Annotated in this window: 20 protein-coding genes and 1 pseudogene; 6 read left to right on the top strand and 15 right to left on the bottom strand. The window is 43.0% G+C overall.

What is annotated here, in order from left to right; translation table 11 throughout:
- Positions 1-166: 166 nt before the first annotated feature.
- The 4 genes and pseudogenes from AC3WLU_RS02975 to AC3WLU_RS02960 form a co-directional block, all read right to left on the bottom strand.
- Entirely contained in the window at positions 167-643 is a 477-nt protein-coding gene (locus AC3WLU_RS02975; protein ID WP_492596783.1) for a methylated-DNA--[protein]-cysteine S-methyltransferase, read from the bottom strand.
- A gap of 29 nt (positions 644-672) precedes the next feature.
- Positions 673-1,245: a bifunctional transcriptional activator/DNA repair enzyme AdaA gene (locus AC3WLU_RS02970; protein WP_098186008.1), complete on the bottom strand. Its 573-nt coding sequence runs from the start codon at positions 1,243-1,245 to the stop codon at positions 673-675.
- 23 nt (positions 1,246-1,268) lie between these two features.
- Positions 1,269-2,038: pseudogene (locus AC3WLU_RS02965) on the bottom strand (isocitrate lyase/PEP mutase family protein).
- Between the two features lie 686 nt (positions 2,039-2,724).
- Positions 2,725-3,075, bottom strand: coding sequence for a hypothetical protein (locus tag AC3WLU_RS02960; RefSeq protein WP_034309343.1), 351 nt, complete (start codon positions 3,073-3,075; stop codon positions 2,725-2,727).
- Between the two features lie 522 nt (positions 3,076-3,597).
- On the opposite strand from AC3WLU_RS02960, the gene AC3WLU_RS02955 reads away from it, so the two are divergent.
- Positions 3,598-3,819 (top strand): DeoR family transcriptional regulator, encoded by a 222-nt coding sequence (locus AC3WLU_RS02955; RefSeq protein WP_034309346.1) that lies wholly within the window; start codon positions 3,598-3,600, stop codon positions 3,817-3,819.
- A gap of 84 nt (positions 3,820-3,903) precedes the next feature.
- On the opposite strand, the gene AC3WLU_RS02950 is transcribed toward AC3WLU_RS02955, so the two are convergent.
- Both AC3WLU_RS02950 and AC3WLU_RS02945 read right to left on the bottom strand, forming a co-directional pair.
- Complete coding sequence (locus AC3WLU_RS02950; protein WP_034309348.1) at positions 3,904-4,626, bottom strand: pseudouridine synthase; 723 nt, start codon at positions 4,624-4,626, stop codon at positions 3,904-3,906.
- A gap of 123 nt (positions 4,627-4,749) precedes the next feature.
- Positions 4,750-6,351: a putative polysaccharide biosynthesis protein gene (locus AC3WLU_RS02945; RefSeq protein ID WP_057276776.1), complete on the bottom strand. Its 1,602-nt coding sequence runs from the start codon at positions 6,349-6,351 to the stop codon at positions 4,750-4,752.
- A gap of 205 nt (positions 6,352-6,556) precedes the next feature.
- Between AC3WLU_RS02945 and AC3WLU_RS02940 the strand changes: the two genes are divergently transcribed.
- On the top strand, positions 6,557-7,822 hold the full coding sequence (locus AC3WLU_RS02940) for a BaiN/RdsA family NAD(P)/FAD-dependent oxidoreductase (protein ID WP_492596782.1): 1,266 nt from the start codon (positions 6,557-6,559) through the stop codon (positions 7,820-7,822).
- A gap of 167 nt (positions 7,823-7,989) precedes the next feature.
- Here the strand turns inward: AC3WLU_RS02940 and AC3WLU_RS02935 are convergent, their stop codons facing one another.
- From AC3WLU_RS02935 to AC3WLU_RS02925, 3 genes are all read right to left on the bottom strand, one after another.
- Positions 7,990-8,244: an MGMT family protein gene (locus AC3WLU_RS02935; protein ID WP_053537337.1), complete on the bottom strand. Its 255-nt coding sequence runs from the start codon at positions 8,242-8,244 to the stop codon at positions 7,990-7,992.
- Positions 8,245-8,322: 78 nt separating this feature from the next.
- Positions 8,323-8,883 carry an MEDS domain-containing protein gene (locus tag AC3WLU_RS02930; protein ID WP_492596781.1) on the bottom strand — a complete coding sequence of 187 codons (561 nt, stop codon included), beginning with the start codon at positions 8,881-8,883 and terminating at the stop codon, positions 8,323-8,325.
- Positions 8,884-9,114: 231 nt separating this feature from the next.
- Positions 9,115-9,285: a hypothetical protein gene (locus tag AC3WLU_RS02925; RefSeq protein ID WP_164855101.1), complete on the bottom strand. Its 171-nt coding sequence runs from the start codon at positions 9,283-9,285 to the stop codon at positions 9,115-9,117.
- Between the two features lie 147 nt (positions 9,286-9,432).
- Between AC3WLU_RS02925 and AC3WLU_RS02920 the strand changes: the two genes are divergently transcribed.
- Positions 9,433-10,362: an SDR family oxidoreductase gene (locus tag AC3WLU_RS02920; protein WP_492596780.1), complete on the top strand. Its 930-nt coding sequence runs from the start codon at positions 9,433-9,435 to the stop codon at positions 10,360-10,362.
- Positions 10,363-10,475: 113 nt separating this feature from the next.
- Here the strand turns inward: AC3WLU_RS02920 and AC3WLU_RS02915 are convergent, their stop codons facing one another.
- The 6 genes from AC3WLU_RS02915 to AC3WLU_RS02890 form a co-directional block, all read right to left on the bottom strand.
- Positions 10,476-10,661, bottom strand: coding sequence for a sporulation protein Cse60 (locus tag AC3WLU_RS02915; RefSeq protein ID WP_048682016.1), 186 nt, complete (start codon positions 10,659-10,661; stop codon positions 10,476-10,478).
- A 64-nt stretch (positions 10,662-10,725) separates the two neighbouring features.
- Positions 10,726-11,808, bottom strand: a complete 1,083-nt coding sequence (locus tag AC3WLU_RS02910; protein WP_492596779.1) for a tartrate dehydrogenase — start codon at positions 11,806-11,808, stop codon at positions 10,726-10,728.
- A 268-nt stretch (positions 11,809-12,076) separates the two neighbouring features.
- A complete protein-coding gene (locus AC3WLU_RS02905; protein ID WP_034309364.1) occupies positions 12,077-12,388 on the bottom strand; it encodes a rhodanese-like domain-containing protein in 312 nt (103 codons plus the stop codon).
- Between the two features lie 157 nt (positions 12,389-12,545).
- Entirely contained in the window at positions 12,546-13,574 is a 1,029-nt protein-coding gene (locus tag AC3WLU_RS02900) for an NADH:flavin oxidoreductase/NADH oxidase (RefSeq protein ID WP_048682014.1), read from the bottom strand.
- A 412-nt stretch (positions 13,575-13,986) separates the two neighbouring features.
- Complete coding sequence (locus AC3WLU_RS02895) at positions 13,987-14,829, bottom strand: aldo/keto reductase (protein WP_413024286.1); 843 nt, start codon at positions 14,827-14,829, stop codon at positions 13,987-13,989.
- A gap of 173 nt (positions 14,830-15,002) precedes the next feature.
- The gene (locus AC3WLU_RS02890; RefSeq protein ID WP_328134099.1) at positions 15,003-16,208 is read right to left on the bottom strand and encodes an MFS transporter; all 1,206 of its coding nucleotides are present in this window, start codon (positions 16,206-16,208) and stop codon (positions 15,003-15,005) included.
- A gap of 188 nt (positions 16,209-16,396) precedes the next feature.
- Between AC3WLU_RS02890 and AC3WLU_RS02885 the strand changes: the two genes are divergently transcribed.
- The 3 genes from AC3WLU_RS02885 to AC3WLU_RS02875 all read left to right on the top strand — a co-directional run bounded on the left by AC3WLU_RS02885 (position 16,397) and on the right by AC3WLU_RS02875 (position 18,679).
- The gene (locus tag AC3WLU_RS02885) at positions 16,397-16,768 is read left to right on the top strand and encodes a winged helix-turn-helix transcriptional regulator (protein ID WP_063575430.1); all 372 of its coding nucleotides are present in this window, start codon (positions 16,397-16,399) and stop codon (positions 16,766-16,768) included.
- 423 nt (positions 16,769-17,191) lie between these two features.
- A complete protein-coding gene (locus AC3WLU_RS02880) occupies positions 17,192-17,497 on the top strand; it encodes a hypothetical protein (protein WP_239858626.1) in 306 nt (101 codons plus the stop codon).
- Between the two features lie 39 nt (positions 17,498-17,536).
- The gene (locus AC3WLU_RS02875; protein ID WP_492596778.1) at positions 17,537-18,679 is read left to right on the top strand and encodes a CAP domain-containing protein; all 1,143 of its coding nucleotides are present in this window, start codon (positions 17,537-17,539) and stop codon (positions 18,677-18,679) included.
- The last annotated feature ends 7 nt before the right edge of the window (positions 18,680-18,686 follow it).

Genomic DNA, 18,686 nt, shown 5'->3' with positions numbered 1-18,686 from the left:
CTATAAAACAGTAAAAATACGTGAAAGATAACCAAGTTTTGTTTGAAAAATGTGGTAAAAAAACCCTCACTAAATCATCGGGATGAGACCATTCCTAAATAAAAAACTGTGTCCTCCGTCAATGGAGAGTGGCCCGGGCGATTCCCATAAAGTTGAGCCTAGTACCTCAATTAAAATTCCTTTCATGCTGAAGGAGCCATTCCTTTCTCCACAAACCACCCGCATAACCAGTTAATTTCCCATTTGAACCTATTATTCGATGACAAGGAATCACGATGCTTAGCTTATTTCTGCCGTTAGCGCTCCCTACTGCCCTAATGGCTTTTTCATTACCGATTGAAACAGCGATGTCTTTATAGGAACCCGTGTTAGCGTACAGGATTCCCGTTAATGCGTTCCACACGTTTTTTTGGAAGATGGTCCCTTCAAGTGTATAAGGAAATGTAAATTCCCTGCGTTCACCTTTGAAATACTCATCAAGCTGACTAAAGCACTCCGCCAAAACCTGAGGCGTGTGCTCTTGCATAATATTTATCTTTATATCCCTTTCAGAGAACATTATGGAACTGATGGCATCATTCGTTCCTGATATCTCGATAACTCCTATCGGTGATTCATAATCTAGTTTATATAATTCACTCATATAAGGACCTCCATTTCTGTATATGTGGCTTACACTCGATTCTTAAGACTCATGTTGCGATATTCACTTGGAGTACAATTTTTCAAACGGCGAAATACTTTATAAAAGTTTGAAGGGCTTTGGAAACCGACTTCAAGGCAAATCTCAAGATTCGTTCGACTTGTGCTTGTTAGAAGGTATGAAGCTTTATCCACTCTGATTTTTTCCAAATAGGAACGGGGAGTTTCTAATGTTTCCTTTTTGAATAGCCGCTCCAGATAATAGGAACTTACACCGACATGATTGGCAATATCCTTTAATTCCACTTTTTGATTATACTGATTGACCAAGAAAGCGATGATATCTCTTACAAGTCCCATCTTCGGGGAATCATCAACTTCCGGTTGGCATCTTTTGCAAGCACGGAAACCGGCCTTTTCGACTTCATCGATGTCATGATAGAATTTCACATTTATTTTTTTCGGCTTCCTTGACCTGCATGAAGGGCGGCAGTATATTTTAGTTGTCTTTACTGCGGTAAAGAATAATCCGTCATATTTAGGGTCGCAAGCAATGATTTTCTCCCACATTTCTTCAAAAGAAAGATTTATAGCAACAGCCATTATACTCCGCATCCTTTCAGGTTTTACTTCCGATATAAATGTGAGGTGTCACTTAGCTCTACTATTCGTGCTGTATCCCGTTCTAACAATTCAATGGCTTTATCGAACAGGGCATTCCCGAAACTGAGGCGTTTTACGCCTAATTCTTCAAGCTCCTTACCATTCGGCAATCCAGGCAAAGATAATACATTAAGGGGAGCACCTATATTCAAAGTGATTTCTTTTATTTCATCATGTTTCGTTAATCCAGGGATGAATATTCCGCTGGCACCACTTTCCACATACGCCTTTGCCCGCTCTGCCGTTTCCGGGAAAGGATTTTCTTTTTGAAAATAAGTATCTGTTCTGGCATTGATGTAAAAACCTTCATACCCATTATAATCCAACGCTTCCCTTATTTTTAATAGCAGGCTGCAGTGTTGATATATATCTCTAAGACCTTTTTGTTTTTTTAGTGAATCCTCAATATTGATCCCGGCTACACCGGCGTCTGCCGTCCTTAACACATTATCGACAATCTTGTCTGCGGTTTCACCATAGCCTGCTTCAATGTCCGCGGTGACGGGAATTTTCACATTATCCGCAATTAGTTTAATGATACCTAAATGTCTTTCAAAATCATCAATTCGCCATCAGAATACCCCAGGGAGTTGGCAATTCCCCAGCTTGTCGTTCCAATCGCCTTGAATCCTGATTTCTCGAGAATCAAGGCCGATATTAGATCCCAGGCATTCCCCAATATCAACAGGTCCTTCGAAAAGTGTAATTCATTGAATTCCTTAATATTAGTCATTATAGATGCTCCTAAAATTCATTTGTCCCTATTCTAACAATCACCCCAGCTCTAAATCGTCCTCATTCTTGCTCTTATGGTCCATTTCAAATAATGATTGTCCTGGATTCCCATGACAAATAAAAAAAATGCCCTTTCATTCCGGGGCATTTCAGTTTGTATACAAAAGGGTTCTATCTAAAGTTATTACAAAGTTGTTTGGAGCGGGTGTGTGAGACTCCTGCGGGAATAGCGAGTCAAAGGGAGACCCCACAGGTGCAAGTGCGCCGAGGGCGGACCGCCCGCGGAAAGCGAGTGCCCTACGTTCCAATCAACGTCTACTTTGTACAAGCCATAAAAAAACTGAAGGCAATTCCATTATTATCGGGTTTATCTACAGTATGTAAGGTGTATCATGGCACATTCCTATTGTCGACAAAAGAGGTTTCATCTAATGTTAAAACAAAGTTGTTTGGAACGGAAGGTGCGAGACTCCTGCGGGAATAGCGAGTCCAAGGGAGACCCCACAGGCGCAAGTGCGCCGAGGAGGCTCCCGGAACGCCCGCGGAAAGCGAGTGCCTGGAGTGGAAATCAACGTTCAAATTGTACAAACCCCTAAAAAAAATGTAGACAAATTCGATTTTCTTCGAGTTTGACTACAGTCTGAACTGCCCTTTCATTCCGGGGCATTTTCATGATCCAATTGATTAATTTACGAAGAGATATAACTTCCTATGATATTCCTCAAATGCCTGCTGGTCCTTTTCCGTGTAGTCCATCCACTTCACTTTCTTGCATCTTTCCTCTAATCTCTCATTCAGTTCATCTTCTATTTCATTCATGAAACGGATGATTTCCCCATAGGGCATATTGAAATGACGGGCTGCGAGCCTGGGCGGGGAATGCTTTACCAGCAATCTCATGAATTGATCGACCGTGTCCGCCTTCGATGCAAGATAATCTTCTTCGTTCACGATGAATTCATACACTTGTTTTTTGACGCCAGAAAGTCTGGTTACTTCGTCGCGCAATAAAAACTCCATTAATCTATCGTTCATATGGCTCTACCTCGAATTGGTTTATATTTAAATCCTCTTGGATATGTATGAAAATTCTATACTGCCCGATACCTCATTATGACATCGTAACGGCAAGCCATCAAGCAATTCCTCCATCAATACATAAAGCGTAATAATTACGATTTAAAGATCGTTTCAAGTAAAATAATGCATATGCTTTAAAAGTCAACGTTTGTATTGTGTGCATAGTAAGCATTCTTTATTGGCAAAATATGAGCATGAACAAATGGAACAGCTCTTTATTAAATTTGTATAGGCAATGAGAATAATTTTGTTAAAATTTGATATAATAAATGTAATATTTAGTCAATTAGTATCTTTTCCTAGAATTTGCTTTTGCAAAGGGGTAGAATGAAGCTAATGACATCTTATTTTTTCTAATGTTTCCGAGGAGTTATAGGGTGGGTATAGCAAGTACATAGTGACAGCTGGAATGCTGTCCGACATATCGGTTGTTTTCATTTGTTCAAAATAACAATGAAAAGAATAAGGAGTGATTTTTTGAAACCTTCAACAAATCGCATGTTAACCCGTATTAAATCCGTTTATATGTTCATTAGCAATAACGGTACGGTTTCTACTCAAGAGCTTGTAGAAGAATTTGGCATCACTCCTCGAACTGTGCAGCGCGATTTAAATGTCTTAGCATACAATGACCTTGTTCAAAGCCCAAGCCGAGGCCTTTGGACGACAACAAGTAAAAAGGTGAAGATGTCATCGTAAAAAGAACGACCACCCGAACAAGATCGATATGTAAAATACTTTGAGGCGGACAATATTGTCCGCCTCATTTTTTGTGTCCAGCTATCATTCAGCCGGTTGGCCCGCCTTTAACTGTTCAAGCTCCTCCGCCGTCAATTCACGGTATTCACCAAGCTCGAGTTCCTCATCCAGCTGTAAACTCCCCATGGAAAGACGCTTTAGGTAGACGACACGTTTGCCAACGGCCTCAAACATCCGCTTCACCTGATGAAACTTCCCTTCCATGATCGTTAGCTCGATATCCGATGTCAGGCCTGATTTTAAAATGTTCAATTCTCCTGGTTTTGTTTCGTATCCATCATCCAAGGTCACTCCGTTGCGGAATGCCTCGATATCCCGTTCCGTTACTTCGCCATCAATGACCGCAAAATATGTTTTAGGGACATGTTTCTTTGGGGAAAGCAGTTGGTGGGCAAGCTTTCCGTCATTCGTGATCAGCAATAAACCTTCTGTGTCCTTATCCAGACGGCCTACAGGAAATGGCTCGAATACCGAATCTTCCGGCTCCAAGATGTCGATGACCGTTTCTTGGTAGTTATCTTCCGTTGCGGACAACACGCCCGGCGGTTTATTCATCATTAAATAAATGAATTCCCTGTATTCAACCCGTTCACCATGAACCGTCACGTTTTCCGTATCAGGGTCCACTTGTTCCTTCGGATCCTTAATCAGCCTTTCATTAACCTTGACGGCGCCGGATTTCAGGAGCTTTTTCACTTCTTTCCTGCTGCCATAACCAATATTGGATAAAATCTTATCTATTCTCATCGTTTCCTCCTAAAGCCTTTTTCAGTAAAAAGCCTTGCCCACTTTAATGACAGGCAAGGCCAATATATTTTAATCGGGGATTCACCATTCAATACCCTTTTTTTTACACACCAAACTTCCAGCTTACAATCCTAATTTAGCTTTTAACCGATCGATCCGGGCACCGAACAAACGATGGGCAAGTTTGCTTTTCAAGGAAAGAGCCGCATAAACGAGCGCTCCAAAAATTGCACAAACGGCCACGATCAAAATCGCCTGGAAGCGCCCTTCCGTTGTAAGCCATAGCGATAGTAAAATGTTCATGCCCCAGGCAGCCAGTCCCATTATTATTGAAAAAACTGATATTAAAACAGATCTCCTGATGGTAAGGCTGTAACGATATCCAGTAAAGTAGGTAATGACATACAAATTCAGCAGCACGGCAGCCAAGTAGCCGAATGCCGTAGCGTAAACGGATCCTTCCGTTTCAAACAACTTGATCAATGGGATATTCAAGCTCAATTTGATTAAAAAGCCCACAAGCAGGCTGAGCACTGTATATTTTTGCTGATTGATCCCTTGTAATACAGCTGCCGAAACGGAAAAAAGTGCAAACAAGATGGAAACGGGCGCATATGCCTTCAGGACACTGATTCCAAGTGGATCATGGCTGTAAAAGGCACTATAGATTGGATCGGCCAGCACAGACATGCCAACGACTGCTGGAATCGTAATGAACAGCAAAATTTGAAAGGCTTGGTTCAGCTGGCGGTTGAACTCGTTTGAATCCTCGCTTACATATGCCTTCGTCACCGAAGGAAGAAGCGCCATCGAAAACCCGGTTGCAAGCGTCATCGGAATCAAGACAAGCTTCTGGGCATACACATTCAACACCCCTAGTGCATCCTCAGCAACATGCTGCAGCCCGATCGACGACATCGCCTTATTGAAAGACAATAAGTCAGCCAACTGAAACATTGGCATCGCGATTCCGACGAATATGAAAGGAATCGACGAAAGGAATATTTCTTTATAAATCTCCTTCAGGGAAATTTCCATCGTTCCCCTGTCTTTCTTCATCAAGCTGTCCAAATATGGTTTTTGTTTTTTCCAATACCAAAATAACACCACTAAACCGCCGACAGCCCCGACCGTCGCCGCGAAGGTAGCCATTTGGATGGCTCTCACTAACTCTCCGTCAAGGACATTCAAAACAACATACACACCGGCCAGAAGGAACACGATGCGGACAATTTGTTCGACAACCTGGGAAATGGCCGTTGGTTCCATCGCTTCATGCCCTTGAAAGAAGCCGCGGATGATGCTCATGAACGGTACAAAAATCAAGGCGAAGCTGACTGCCCTAATGATCTCCGTGACATCCGCGGCATCTTCCGGCTTGACCCCAAAGACTCCAGTAAACAGCGGGGCCATCGTATAGAGAATCAAAAAAGCGAGAAAACCGGTGATTACCATTAATTTCAGGCTCGATTTAAATAACTTCTCACCGACTGCGTATTCCTCGAGCGCATTATACTTCGAGATGAATTTAGATACTGCAAGCGGCATGCCTGCCGTTGCAAAGCTAATGAAAATGGTATATGGAACGTACCCATATTGATAGAGGGTAGCACCTTTATTCCCAACCATATGTTCAAATGGGATGACATAAAATAAACCAAGAATCTTGGAAATGATCGCTCCCAGCGTTAATATAAAAGCCCCTTTTAAAAACTTAGATGACATCTAATCCCTTCCTGCCTCTGTCAGTTACGTTTCACACGCTCTTTATCTTATCATATTAAAGTATTTTTTCTATAGAAAACTACATTCAAGTTTATCGTTTTCGAAGATAATACACAAACAAATAATTCCTTTTTTTCTACATTCGCAATCTGACGGGCTCTTGCTATATAATGAAGGGACTGAAAATGATAAAGTGGTGATCAATTTGAAATATGATGTAGTGGTAATTGGCGGCGGTCCTTCCGGATTGATGGCAGCAATAGCAGCCGGGGAAAAAGGTGCCCATGTATTGTTAGTGGATAAAGGCGAGAAGCTTGGAAGGAAACTTGCAATCTCGGGCGGCGGACGCTGCAACGTGACGAACAGGCTCTCAATCGATGAAATCATTCAGCATATCCCTGGAAACGGGCGATTTCTATACAGTGCTTTCTCAGAGTTCAATAATGAGGACATTATTCAATTCTTTGAAAAATTGGGCGTCGCTCTAAAAGAAGAGGACCATGGCCGGATGTTTCCTGTCAATGATAAAGCGCAAAGCGTCGTGGATGCCCTTCTGACGCGCCTGTCGAATTTAAAAGTAACGATCTACAAGAACTCTCCAGTTGCGGAAGTTCTCTATGAACATGGAAAAACCAGCGGTGTCCGGTTAAAAGATGGCCAGACCATTGACACGGATGCAGTCGTGATTGCAGTCGGCGGGAAATCAGTTCCCCACACCGGTTCAACCGGAGACGGCTACGCATGGGCTAAAAAGGCAGGGCATACGATTACCGAATTGTTCCCGACTGAAGTTCCCGTACTTAGCCATGAAACATTCATTAAAGATCGAACACTTCAAGGGCTCGCACTTCGCGATGTTTCATTGAGTGTCCTTAACCCAAAGGGCAAGGCCTTGATTACGCATAGAATGGATATGCTCTTCACCCATTTTGGCGTCTCCGGTCCAGCTGTTCTAAGATGCAGCCAATTCGTCGTGAAAGCGATGAAGAAATGGAACCTGTCGGAAGTGACCATGAAACTTGATGCCCTTCCGGACCGAAACAAGGAAGAGGTTTTTCAAGACATCATGAAGGAAATAAAAGCCGAACCGAAAAAAGCCATTAAAAACACCTTAAAAGGTTTAGTTCCTGAACGATACCTTCACTTCCTGCTTGAGCGAAGCGGCATCAACCTTCAAGAGCAAGGGGCGACGATATCAAATGAAAAAATCCGCCGCTTTGCAGAATTATGCAAGGACTTCCAATTCGGGGTGCACGGCACCCAGCCGCTAGAAAAAGCCTTCGTAACGGGCGGCGGCGTATCCGTCAAAGAAATACATCCAAAAGAAATGGCATCCAAACTAATGGACGGACTGTATTTCTGCGGTGAAATTCTGGATATACACGGATACACAGGCGGTTACAATATCACATCGGCATTAGTAACCGGCAGGCTCGCCGGCATGAATGCTGCCATGTCTGCCCGTTCATAATCCGTAAAAGAGGCTGATCCGCTTGGATCAGCCTCTTTTACTGCGATTTCGCAAGCCTATACATCGTGTTCGTTAGGCTTTGATTCTGGTGTAGCTACTCTTGTTTTGGCCTTCACTGTACTTTTTCGACCAAACCCGCGCCCGCTACTACTAGCCCGGCTATGCGTTTAAAATATTTCTGGATGATAGCGATATGCTTCGAGGTCAATGGTATTCCGGCCCGTGAATGTGATGCCTTCACTCTCGAGCATCGCCTTCTGGTGTTCTGCAGCGCCCTCCGCTTTTATGCCGATTTCACCTTTGGCATTGATAACACGGTGCCATGGAAGGTCATGTTTTTTACTGCTAGAATGAAGGATCCTTACGACCTGCCTTGCACCGCGCGGACTTCCGGCGAGCTGTCCTATTTGACCATATGTCATCACTTTACCGGAGGGGATTCGTTGTATGATATGAATGACCCGTTCAGTAAAACTTTCCAAATACCTCGCCCCTTTATTCTATCCGTTTGCAAAAATCGTGATTTTTTCATCGGTAATCAGGATTCCATGATGTTTGATCAAGTTTGTTTTAAGCTCGGCAGGCACTCTGCAGTCATCGTATGCACATACAGAAATCAATCCTCTTTCCTTGATCAATTTGTCGATCCCTTTTTCATATTCACCTATCGCAAAGCTGACTTGATCGTCATGGCCCCATTCAACATGGCCCCAAGTCCGGATGTGCTGATTGCGTTTAGTGTATACATCGATATTTTCCAAGAAATAATCAACCATCGTCGAAGGATGGAAGTCTCCATGAAAACAATAAAAATCAAAATTATTCATAAGATGCACTTGCTCCAATTGCTCCTCATTTAAATGAATCTGCAATTTCTTGTACACGAAAGGAAAGATGCGGTCGTTTTCGACGACCAGGATATGGTCTCCCTGTTGAACACCGGTAATGATGAAAGTTGCCTCATTTTCAATGTATGACTCCAATTCATTAAAACAGTATAAAATATGGCCACCATCCGACTGCTGTATATTTTCTATTAATTGTTTCATTTTATTATCCAAAATGAATCTCTCCTTTAATACACCAGTCCGTACTATGTATTATGTATAACTTTACCCATTATCTCCGTGTTTGTAAAATTCATAGAAGAATATAATCAGTTTTTCCTAATGACATGTTAAGATCTGGAATTTAGTTAAGTCGAATTATGGCTGCTTTCAGTCCACTCTTAAAAAGACCTAGGCAGCCCAATCCGGCAGACTCCGTACTTCATGCATTTTCCCTTAACTCTCTTAAATCACGGGATAATACGGCACATAGCGCGGGTTATAATAATATGGCGGTCTTGGTCCAATAAGCGGCAATTCAAAGGTATTTGGGTTGGAGTCATATAACAACTCCACCTTTTCATCCGATTGTTCGACCAATAACCACTTCACTTCTTCGCTATAATAATATGGCATATAGAGGCCTCCAAAAACTTTTTTCTCCCCTTCAGCATATTCGAGCCGCACGGCAACGAGCCCGTCCCGATACATGTTCTTCATGCACGGCATATGCCTGATCATCATAAAGTAATCCGACTAAATTCTTTATTAGGAGGACCCCTCATGGCAGAAGATAATAAAAAGAAATCATCCGGTAAAAGCTATCCCATGCATCCGAATTATGGGAAGATCACCCGTTATCAAGACGTACCCATCACGGTTCCGGAGCAACGCCAATTTCGCCAACCCGGTGTAGAAAAATTAATGGTGCCCAGGCCCATCATCGAAAATCCCAATTATAGGGGCAGCGGGAAATTAACAGGTAAAGTCGTATTGATAACTGGCGGAGACAGTGGGATTGGCGCTGCGGCTGCCATCGCTTTTGCTAAAGAAGGGGCAGATGTTTCCATCGCTTATTTGGATGAACATGAGGATGCCAATCGGACTAAAACGAGAATTGAAGAGCTTGGGCAACGTTGCTTACTGCTGCCTGGGGACTTAAGGGATAAGCAGCAATGCATCGATATCGTGGAAGACACCTTCGAAACATTTGGAAAGCTCGATATTCTTTGTAACCACGTGGGCATTCAATTTCAGCAATTAAGCTTGCTTGATATTACGGATGAGCAATTCGATGATACCTTTAAAGTGAATATCTATTCCCACTTCTACACGACGCGTGCTGCCCTTCCCCATTTAAAAGCTGGGTCCTCCATCATTAATACATCTTCTGTCGTGACGTTTAATGGGAATAAGCAATTAATTGATTATACGGCGACTAAAGGGGCCAACATCGGTTTTACCCGTGCCTTGGCAAACAGTCTTGTCGATCAAGGCATCCGGGTGAACGCCATTGCGCCAGGAAGGTTTTGGACACCCCTCATCCCGGCAAGTTTCTCGGCAGACGAAGTGACACAAGTCGATAATCCGATGGAGCGTCAAGGCCAGCCATTTGAACTGGCTCCCACCTTTGTCTATCTCGCCTCTGATGATTCCCGTTTTGTGACAGGACAAACACTTCATGTCAATGGCGGGGAAGCGACATCGTCCTAATTTCCACAACGAACATGCCCCCTTCCGAGGAAGTCCAGACGGAAAAAGACTACCTTTGTTTGCCCGTCAGCAAGCAATAGGTAGTCCATTATGATTATAGGGCCAGCCGGCCTTTATTTTTTTTTATAGATGATCATCGCACTGAAACAGTAGATCTGTTCCTCTTCCTCTTCACCTGTTGTGGCGACATTGTATTTGATATCGACGATTTGATTATCACGAATGTCTTCCAGGAAAAAGTTCATTTCATCCTCTAGGTCCTTTTCATGCTCATAATCAAATAATTTCACTTGTATCATCGGCTCTCCCCGCCCTTTTACTATAATGATAGTTATTGTGCAGGATGCCCTTTTCACTTGATTTTTATACTTGATTTTTTAGTGAAGCGGATAATATTTTAACCACTTCATCCCCGACTTCCTCTGTAGAAGCTGCCCCGCCCATATCAGGAGTCAGCACCTTTTTATCGACCATCGCCTGTTCAATCACGTCCAACACTTTCGCCCCCCAAACCTCATGTCCAAAGAAATCGAGAATCTGACTGGCAGACCATATGGCCGCAAGTGGATTGGCGATGCCTTGATGTGCTATATCCGGGGCTGAACCATGAATCGGTTCGAACATCGAAGGATAAATCCGTTCCGGGTTTAAATTGGCACCGGCCGCCAGTCCCATCCCGCCTGCAATGGCAGCACCTAAATCCGTTATGATGTCACCGAACAAATTGGAGGTGACAACGATTTGGAACCGTTCGGGCTGTTTGACAAAATACATGCTTGCCGCATCGACCAGATAGGAATTCGTTTCTACTTCCGGATACTCCTGTCCAATTTCTTCAAAAACCTGATCCCAAAAAACCATTGAATAATTCAATGCGTTCGCCTTGCTTATGCTCGTTAGCGTCCTTCTCGTCTTGCGCGCAAGTTCATAAGCATAACGGATGATCCTCTCGGTTCCCTTTCGTGAAAAGACCCCCGTCTGCAGGACGACTTCTTCCGGCTTGCCTTTAAAAAGCCAATCACCTGCACCGGAATATTCCCCTTCACTGTTTTCACGGATGACAATCATATCGATTTGGTCACGGGTCACGTCTTTTAATGGACAGGGTGCACCTTGAAGCAATTTAACGGGTCGAACATTCACATATTGGTCAAATCCCTTTCTGATCTTCAGCAGAAGTTCACGTAAGGAAATATGGTCCGGGACACCAGGATAACCGACAGCCCCCAGATACACGGCGTCAAACTTCATCAGTTGTTCCAGTCCATCGTCGGGCAGCATTTTGCCGTGCTCAAGGTAATATTCACAGCCCCATGGAAAATAGGTGAACTGGAAAGAAAAATCACCGGCAATGGCCGCCACTTCTTTAAGGACCTTTACACCCTCATTAATCACCTCAGGGCCAATCCCGTCACCCGCAATGACTGCAATTTTATGAACATTCATTCTTCAACTCTCCTTTTTCTATATTTTCTGACTTCAGCACCCTAATTTTAACATAAAACGTTTGCATCCCCGGAAGTGAGGTTCATATAGAAAAAAGAGTCCTTTCATGATGAAAGGACTCTTTGTTTTCACGACTTCAAATATGCACGTTTTTCCGCATATTCACGGCATTGTGAACAAACCATGATCTTTTTTCTTTCTTCATTCAAATAAGCCGTCACATTCCTGGATTTACGCTTACAAAAGTAACAGGCCATTTTGAAGAGCTTCACTTAACGATGACTTCGCCGTCCCATTCAAGCATTCCTCCAACCATGTTTGCCACTTTATATCCTTGTTCCTGAAGATAATGGCATACATTTTCACTGCGGCGTCCTGAACGGCAGATAAAGATATATTCTTTTTCTTTATCAAAATAGTCAAGGTTCGCCGGGATATCATTCATGCGAATATGTTTCGCGCCTTCGATCATTCCCTCTTGCACTTCTTCGTCTTCACGAACATCGACAAGTTCCATCGCTTCTCCTGCCTCAAGCTTAGCTTCCACTTCTTCCGTTGTAATGATTTTGATTTCTTCCATAATTAGCACCTCGAATTATCGTTTGATTTATCTTTTTCATTATAGCAAAATTTCCAGTTAAACATCACGTAATGGATTCGCATATGCAAATTCCCTCATGCACTGAATGAAAAAACGCCAGCGAATATAATATTCGCCGGCGTTTTAAAAATCCGTATCAATGCTTGAATCCCAGTTGATATTGTTTAGGAATCTCCGTTTTTATATTCAAAGCTTTAGATGCTTCAAGTGCCCAATAAGGGTTTCGCAGCATTCCTCTGCCGATGGCGACCAAATCTGCTTCTTCATTGCCAATGATTGAATTTGCTAGAATCGGATCATCTAAACGACCTACAGCAATCACCGGAATATCCAAAGCTTTTTTGATTTCCCTGGCCAACGGAGTTTGATAGCTGGCATGGGTACCAGGTCTTCCGTCTGCTCCAATCGGGCCTTCTCCTCCAGAGCTTACATGGAACATATCGACGCCTGCTTCTTTAAAGACTTGTGAAAATGCAATGCTTTCTTCAATACCATATCCGCCTTCAACGTATTCTTTTGCAGAAATGCGCATGATTAAAGGCATGTCGGCAGGCATTTCGCTTTTCACTGCTTTAATGACTTCCACTCCGAATTTAGTCAGGTCCCTTCCATATTCGTCATCACGTTTATTCGTAAGCGGTGATGTGAATTGGTGGATTAAATACCCGTGTGCACCATGTAATTCGATTACGTCAAATCCTGCTTGAACTGCCCTTCTGGCCGATGCCCGGAATTTATCGACCATTTCCTTCACTTCTTCCGTTTCTAAAGCCCTTGGTGTTTTATACGTTTCATCAAACGCAATGGCTGAAGGTGCCACCGGCGGTTCCGCATCCTCCGCTTTACGGCCTGCATGGGCAATTTGTATCCCGATTTTTGCACCGTATTGATGAACTTCCTTAACGATGTTGGAGAAAGCCCCAATTTGATCGTCGGACCATAATCCAAGATCGCGATTCGAAATGCGCCCATCAGGCTCCACATCGGTCATTTCCACTATAATTAACCCCGTGCCGCCAACTGCCCTGCTTACATAATGTTGCTGGTGCCAGTTCGTTGGTATACCATCTTCCGCTTCGACTGAGTATTGGCACATCGGCGGCATGACGATCCTATTTTTAAGTTCAAGTTCTTTTATGCGATAAGGTGAAAATAAATCATTCATCATTCTTCATCTCCTTTTTATATAATGCATGCACATGCATTTATATCATCCCAGTAATACTGTGTCAACTAATCGGATTCCCCAAGCTTTCAGTGTAAATTCCGGTGCGAAATTCATAAAAAAAGAGAAAGACGGATATCCCGTTCCCCGACTGTGGACAAACTGGAATAATTAAGATTGCCTACATTTTTTTTAAGGGAGTGTAATATGAATGTTGATTTTCACTCCAGGCAATCGCTTTCCGCGGGCGGTCCGGGAGCCTCCTCGGCGCAAGCGCCTGCGGGGTCTCCCTTTGACTCGCTTTTCCCGCAGGAGTCTCGCACCTTACATTCCAATCAACTTTGTGTTAAAAGATATGTCCTCTTTAGTCTATAAACTCAGAAGGATATCTCGTCCCTCTCCTTCCTACTAATTAAAAGTCGAAATTATCAGGATCTGGACCAACACGGTGATTCTGATTCAATCCATCAATTTGGTTCATTTCCTCTTCCGTCAATTCGAAATCGAATACAGTTGAGTTTTCGACAATACGATGTTCTTTAGTTGATTTCGGAATCGTTACAATCCCATTTTGTAAATCCCAGCGTAAAATGACTTGTGCAACAGATTTGCCATGCTTGGTTGCAATAGCTTGTAAAACTTCATTATCAAGAAGTTCACCTTGCATCAAAGGAGACCATGCTTCAAGTTGTATTCCTTGTTCCTTACAGAATGCCTGAACTTCTTTTTGAGTTAAACGCGGATGGCATTCCACTTGATTGACCATCGGCTTCACTTCTGCATCTTCCATCAAATCTTTTAGGTGGTGAATCTGGAAATTGCTCACACCGATCGCTTTCACTTTTCCTTCTTTATATAGAGTTTCCAACGCTCTCCAAGCTTCTTTATATTTTCCTTCCACTGGCCAATGGATAAGATATAAATCCAGGTACTCCAAGCCAAGTTTCTGTAAGCTTTTTTCGTAAGCTGCAATTGTCGATTCATAGCCTAAATCGGCATTCCAGACTTTGGATGTTACGAATAAGTCTTCCCTTGAGATTCCAGCTTCTTTTAAGCCCTCACGAATCCCTTGTCCGACCCCTTCTTCATTTTCATAAATGGCAGCCGTATCGATGCTGCGATAACCTTGTTTAATGGCCACTTTAACTGCATTTACCAGCTCCGGTCCTTCTTCCACCTTAAATACGCCCAATCCGAACCAAGGCATTTTGACGCCGTTATGCAATGTAGTTGTATCTTGTAAGTTTTTCACCATAATACTCTACCTCCAAATGATTGTTTTTTTAGATTGTAATGCGCTTTAAGTATCAGTATCATTACATCCCTTCAGGGAACCTTCCATCATTCACTGAAGGGATGCAATGATACTTTTCATTGATACCCTATACGCATAGCATGCTTTTTCTAAGATGCATCACTTTTTTAATCCTATGCTATTTTGTCCGTTCCCTTGGAACGGTCTTTACTTTCCAGGGCACGGCTCCACGCTGTTAAAATCACTGCTGCAAACACCATGACTCCACCTATCCACGCTGTATGGATCAATCCGATCGAATCCGTTATCACCCCTCCTAAGTAGGCACCAATGGCGATACCCGCATTGAAGGCGGCAATATTGATGGCTGACGCCACGTCCACTGCACTCGGCACGAAACGCTCCGCTAACATGACGACATACACTTGAAGCCCCGGAACATTCATGAATGCAAACAATCCCATTAAAATGATCGTAATTAAACCAGCTACCTTGAACGGTGCCGTGAAAGTCAACACCACAAGTACAATGGCCTGAATAAGAAACATATAGAATAGGGCATTAATAGGATTGCGATTGGCGAATTTCCCGCCAAGGGTATTTCCTATTGCTATGGCTACTCCATATATTAACAAAATCAAGGCCACAGTTCCTTCTTTAAACCCTGTCACTTCCTGAAGTAATGGCGACAGGTACGTGAAGACAACGAATGTACCGCCATACCCTAACGCCGTAATGATGAATACTAGCAGCAAACGCCCATTCGTCACCAATTTGATTTGGTCACGGAAAGTGGTCCGTGCCGCTTTTCTTAAATCCGATGGGACTAGAATGCCGTTTCCAATGAAAGCGATCAAGCCGATTGCCACAATGATGATGAAAGCGAATCTCCAGCCGAATTGCTGACCGATGAAGGTTCCAAAAGGAACTCCGGTCACCGTTGCCACCGTCAGACCTGTAAACATGATGGCGATGGCACTCGCCCTGCGGTTTTCAGGGACCAAATCAGCGGCAATCGTAGCGCCGATTGACATGAAGATACCATGTGCAAGCGCTGAAATGACACGCGCGATCAATAATACACCGACCGTGGTCGCAGAAGCCGCTAATGCATTTCCGATAATGAACACGACCATTATCCAAAGCAATAAAGTCTTACGCGACATATTCGATGTCAGTGATGTCAGGATAGGTGCCCCGAACATGACCCCCAAAGCGTATAAGGACACCGTCAGTCCCGCCGTCGTCACTGTAATGTGTAAATCCTTAGAAATGAGTGGTAATAATCCCACGCTGATGAACTCAGTTGTTCCAATCGCAAAGGCACTGATCGCCAAAGCCAGCAATGCCCATGTACTTCTATTTTTATTTGAAATCATATCCTCTTCTCCTTCTTGTCATTTTGTACTATCATTGAAATTGCCTGAGCAACTTTTTTTATAAATGGTACAGTGGAATTCGGTGTGCAAATGTTATTATGAGATATAATACAAATAAAAAACAGTACGTACTTTAAAGTGATATAGGCACCTTTTAGTACCTATAATGTAAGGAGAGTATGCAAATCATGCAAAAAAAGAAATACAATATATCCGTAGAAGCGACACTTGAAGTAATGGGCGGAAAATGGAAATGCGTGATCCTCTGCCATCTGACCCACGGGAAAAAGCGGACTAGTGAATTGAAGCGCCTTATGCCGAACATCACCCAAAAAATGTTGACCCAACAGTTGAGGGAGTTGGAAAAGGACGAAGTCATCAACCGGATCGTTTACAACCAAGTCCCTCCAAAAGTGGAATATGAACTTAGTGAGTATGGAAAAAGCCTGGAAAGTATCCTATCCGCACTATGTACATGGGGGGAAAACCACATAACAAAGGTGTATGGTGATAAGTTTTCCGTTCTCGAGGAAAGTGTCTTGAATGATCAATTAAAGTAATCCCAAATGAAAAAGATTAGCGCAATGGCTAATCTTTTTTTGTTTATAAAGACTTAACTAATGGCTCTTTTCGTAAAGATTGTTGTTTTTTAAAACGAAACTATTTAAGGTTGATTGGAGCGGAAGTGCGAGACTCCTGCGGGAGCAGCGGGACAGGTGAGACCCCACAGGCGTTTACGCCGAGGAGGCTCACCTCCCGCACCAAGGAAAGCGAGCATCTGGAGGGGAAATCAACCACAACTCACTACCTGGTAAATAGCAACAAAGTATGTGAAAACAGCCTAACTAATAATGAAAACTTCACCTTCGAAAGAGCTACCTGTTTTATTCCCCTCTTTATTTTTGGTATAATATGTAAAGCCAAACATTTAAATTTTTATTTTGTAATCGGCGAAGTATAATAGGGAAACCAAGGAGTGACATATGAAAGTCTTATTAGAATTGTTACGCATCATATTAATATTCGGGATAGCCGGAACAATCATTTCGGCCATTGTAAACGGCATTTATATAAACTTGGGAGTGACTCAGTATGGCTGGCTAGGCTCGATTGCGATACTGCTTTTATTATTCGTCTGGTATAGAAATAAACTTCAGTTCAGTGGCTGGTATTCAGGAAAAGGGAAGGAAAAGCTTCCAAAAATGGTCTCGCAAACACTCATTATGTGTTCACTATTTTTGTTAGGTGTCCCACCTGTTTTAAGTATGCTGCAGACGGTCTTTCATTAATCGGGATTCTATATCCTGGATAGAGCAGGAGTGAACGATTTGCGTAAACTGTTTAATATTGTGGTCCTCATACTCCTACTCTCTGGATTATGGTATGGATATGGTAAAGATATTCAGGAATCTGGATTCAAAGCGGGGGTTAGTGCCTTTGCATCAGATGTTCGTTCATTTATAAACGGGCCCGAGGTTACGACAGCCTTGGAAAAACTGAGTACTGGAGTCAGCAGCCTGATTGGCTCGCTGACGGAAACATTGGATACCGCTTCTGAAAAAGAATCTCAGGAAACGGAAAAAGTGAAAAAACCGGCACTGGAAGCACCTGCTGATGCATCCTTTTCAGTCCGTAATATCGAAATTGGCGACACGAAGGATGATGTAGAAAAAATGGCTGGTAAAGCTAAGCGGAATACGCGGAATGAATATGGCGTGGACTGGTTTGCCTATCACGAAAATTATCAAAACTTCTTCATGGTTGCCTACGATAACAACAATAAAGTTGTTGGTTTATATACGAACCAAGATTTGATTTCCTCAAAGGAAGGCATTAAACGCGGTACACCCAAAGAAACCGTGACGGGGAAAATGGCCGAGCCAGTAACAAAACTGCTTAAAGGAAACGTCTATTATCAGATTCGAAGTGACGGCGGCGAATACGATATGTTCGAAATGGATAATAGCTATGTGACCATTTTTTATGACAAACATGAGAAAAATACAGTCACGGCAATCCAAATCATCGACGCAAAACTCGAAAAGCAAAAGAGCGGCTATTTTGCAGAAGCCGGCCCCGAATTAAAGAAGGGCTTTGAATATCAATTATTCGATTTGACCAATGCATCACGGGTCAATCATGATCTCTCCGTACTAACATGGGATAAACGAGTGAAGGTCACCGCCCAGGATCATAGTGCAGATATGGCCGTGAATCAATACTTCAACCATACAAACCTTGAAGGGGAATCCCCTTTTGACCGGATGGAAGATGACAAAATCAATTTCCGAATGGCGGGGGAAAACCTGGCTGCCGGTCAGAATAGCAGTATCTTTGCCCATGAAGGCCTAATGAATTCCATTGGACACAGGGAAAACAAATTACAGAAAGATTTTGAATCCCTCGGTGTCGGAGTTGCCTTCGATAAGGAAAATAAACCATATTATACAGAGAACTATTTGACTAAATAAGAAAAAG

The organism is Peribacillus sp. FW305-BF15 (assembly GCF_058783805.1).
The sequence above is the reverse complement of the archived record's forward strand: the minus strand, read 5'-3'. Positions and strand labels throughout refer to the sequence as shown.

What these genes read in the sequence shown, in the direction of transcription:
- AC3WLU_RS02905 (WP_034309364.1), bottom strand. Translation starts at nt 12,388, where the DNA reads ATGGAAGAAATCAAAATCATTACAACGGAAGAAGTGGAAGCTAAGCTT.
- AC3WLU_RS02910 (WP_492596779.1), bottom strand. Translation starts at nt 11,808, where the DNA reads ATGAATGTTCATAAAATTGCAGTCATTGCGGGTGACGGGATTGGCCCT.
- AC3WLU_RS02975 (WP_492596783.1), bottom strand. Translation starts at nt 643, where the DNA reads ATGAGTGAATTATATAAACTAGATTATGAATCACCGATAGGAGTTATC.
- AC3WLU_RS02935 (WP_053537337.1), bottom strand. Translation starts at nt 8,244, where the DNA reads ATGACATATGGTCAAATAGGACAGCTCGCCGGAAGTCCGCGCGGTGCA.
- AC3WLU_RS02915 (WP_048682016.1), bottom strand. Translation starts at nt 10,661, where the DNA reads ATGATACAAGTGAAATTATTTGATTATGAGCATGAAAAGGACCTAGAG.
- AC3WLU_RS02950 (WP_034309348.1), bottom strand. Translation starts at nt 4,626, where the DNA reads ATGAGAATAGATAAGATTTTATCCAATATTGGTTATGGCAGCAGGAAA.
- AC3WLU_RS02880 (WP_239858626.1), top strand. Translation starts at nt 17,192, where the DNA reads ATGAAAGTCTTATTAGAATTGTTACGCATCATATTAATATTCGGGATA.
- AC3WLU_RS02890 (WP_328134099.1), bottom strand. Translation starts at nt 16,208, where the DNA reads ATGATTTCAAATAAAAATAGAAGTACATGGGCATTGCTGGCTTTGGCG.
- AC3WLU_RS02960 (WP_034309343.1), bottom strand. Translation starts at nt 3,075, where the DNA reads ATGAACGATAGATTAATGGAGTTTTTATTGCGCGACGAAGTAACCAGA.
- AC3WLU_RS02920 (WP_492596780.1), top strand. Translation starts at nt 9,433, where the DNA reads ATGGCAGAAGATAATAAAAAGAAATCATCCGGTAAAAGCTATCCCATG.
- AC3WLU_RS02895 (WP_413024286.1), bottom strand. Translation starts at nt 14,829, where the DNA reads ATGGTGAAAAACTTACAAGATACAACTACATTGCATAACGGCGTCAAA.
- AC3WLU_RS02970 (WP_098186008.1), bottom strand. Translation starts at nt 1,245, where the DNA reads ATGGCTGTTGCTATAAATCTTTCTTTTGAAGAAATGTGGGAGAAAATC.
- AC3WLU_RS02885 (WP_063575430.1), top strand. Translation starts at nt 16,397, where the DNA reads ATGCAAAAAAAGAAATACAATATATCCGTAGAAGCGACACTTGAAGTA.
- AC3WLU_RS02945 (WP_057276776.1), bottom strand. Translation starts at nt 6,351, where the DNA reads ATGTCATCTAAGTTTTTAAAAGGGGCTTTTATATTAACGCTGGGAGCG.
- AC3WLU_RS02900 (WP_048682014.1), bottom strand. Translation starts at nt 13,574, where the DNA reads ATGAATGATTTATTTTCACCTTATCGCATAAAAGAACTTGAACTTAAA.
- AC3WLU_RS02925 (WP_164855101.1), bottom strand. Translation starts at nt 9,285, where the DNA reads ATGCCATATTATTATAGCGAAGAAGTGAAGTGGTTATTGGTCGAACAA.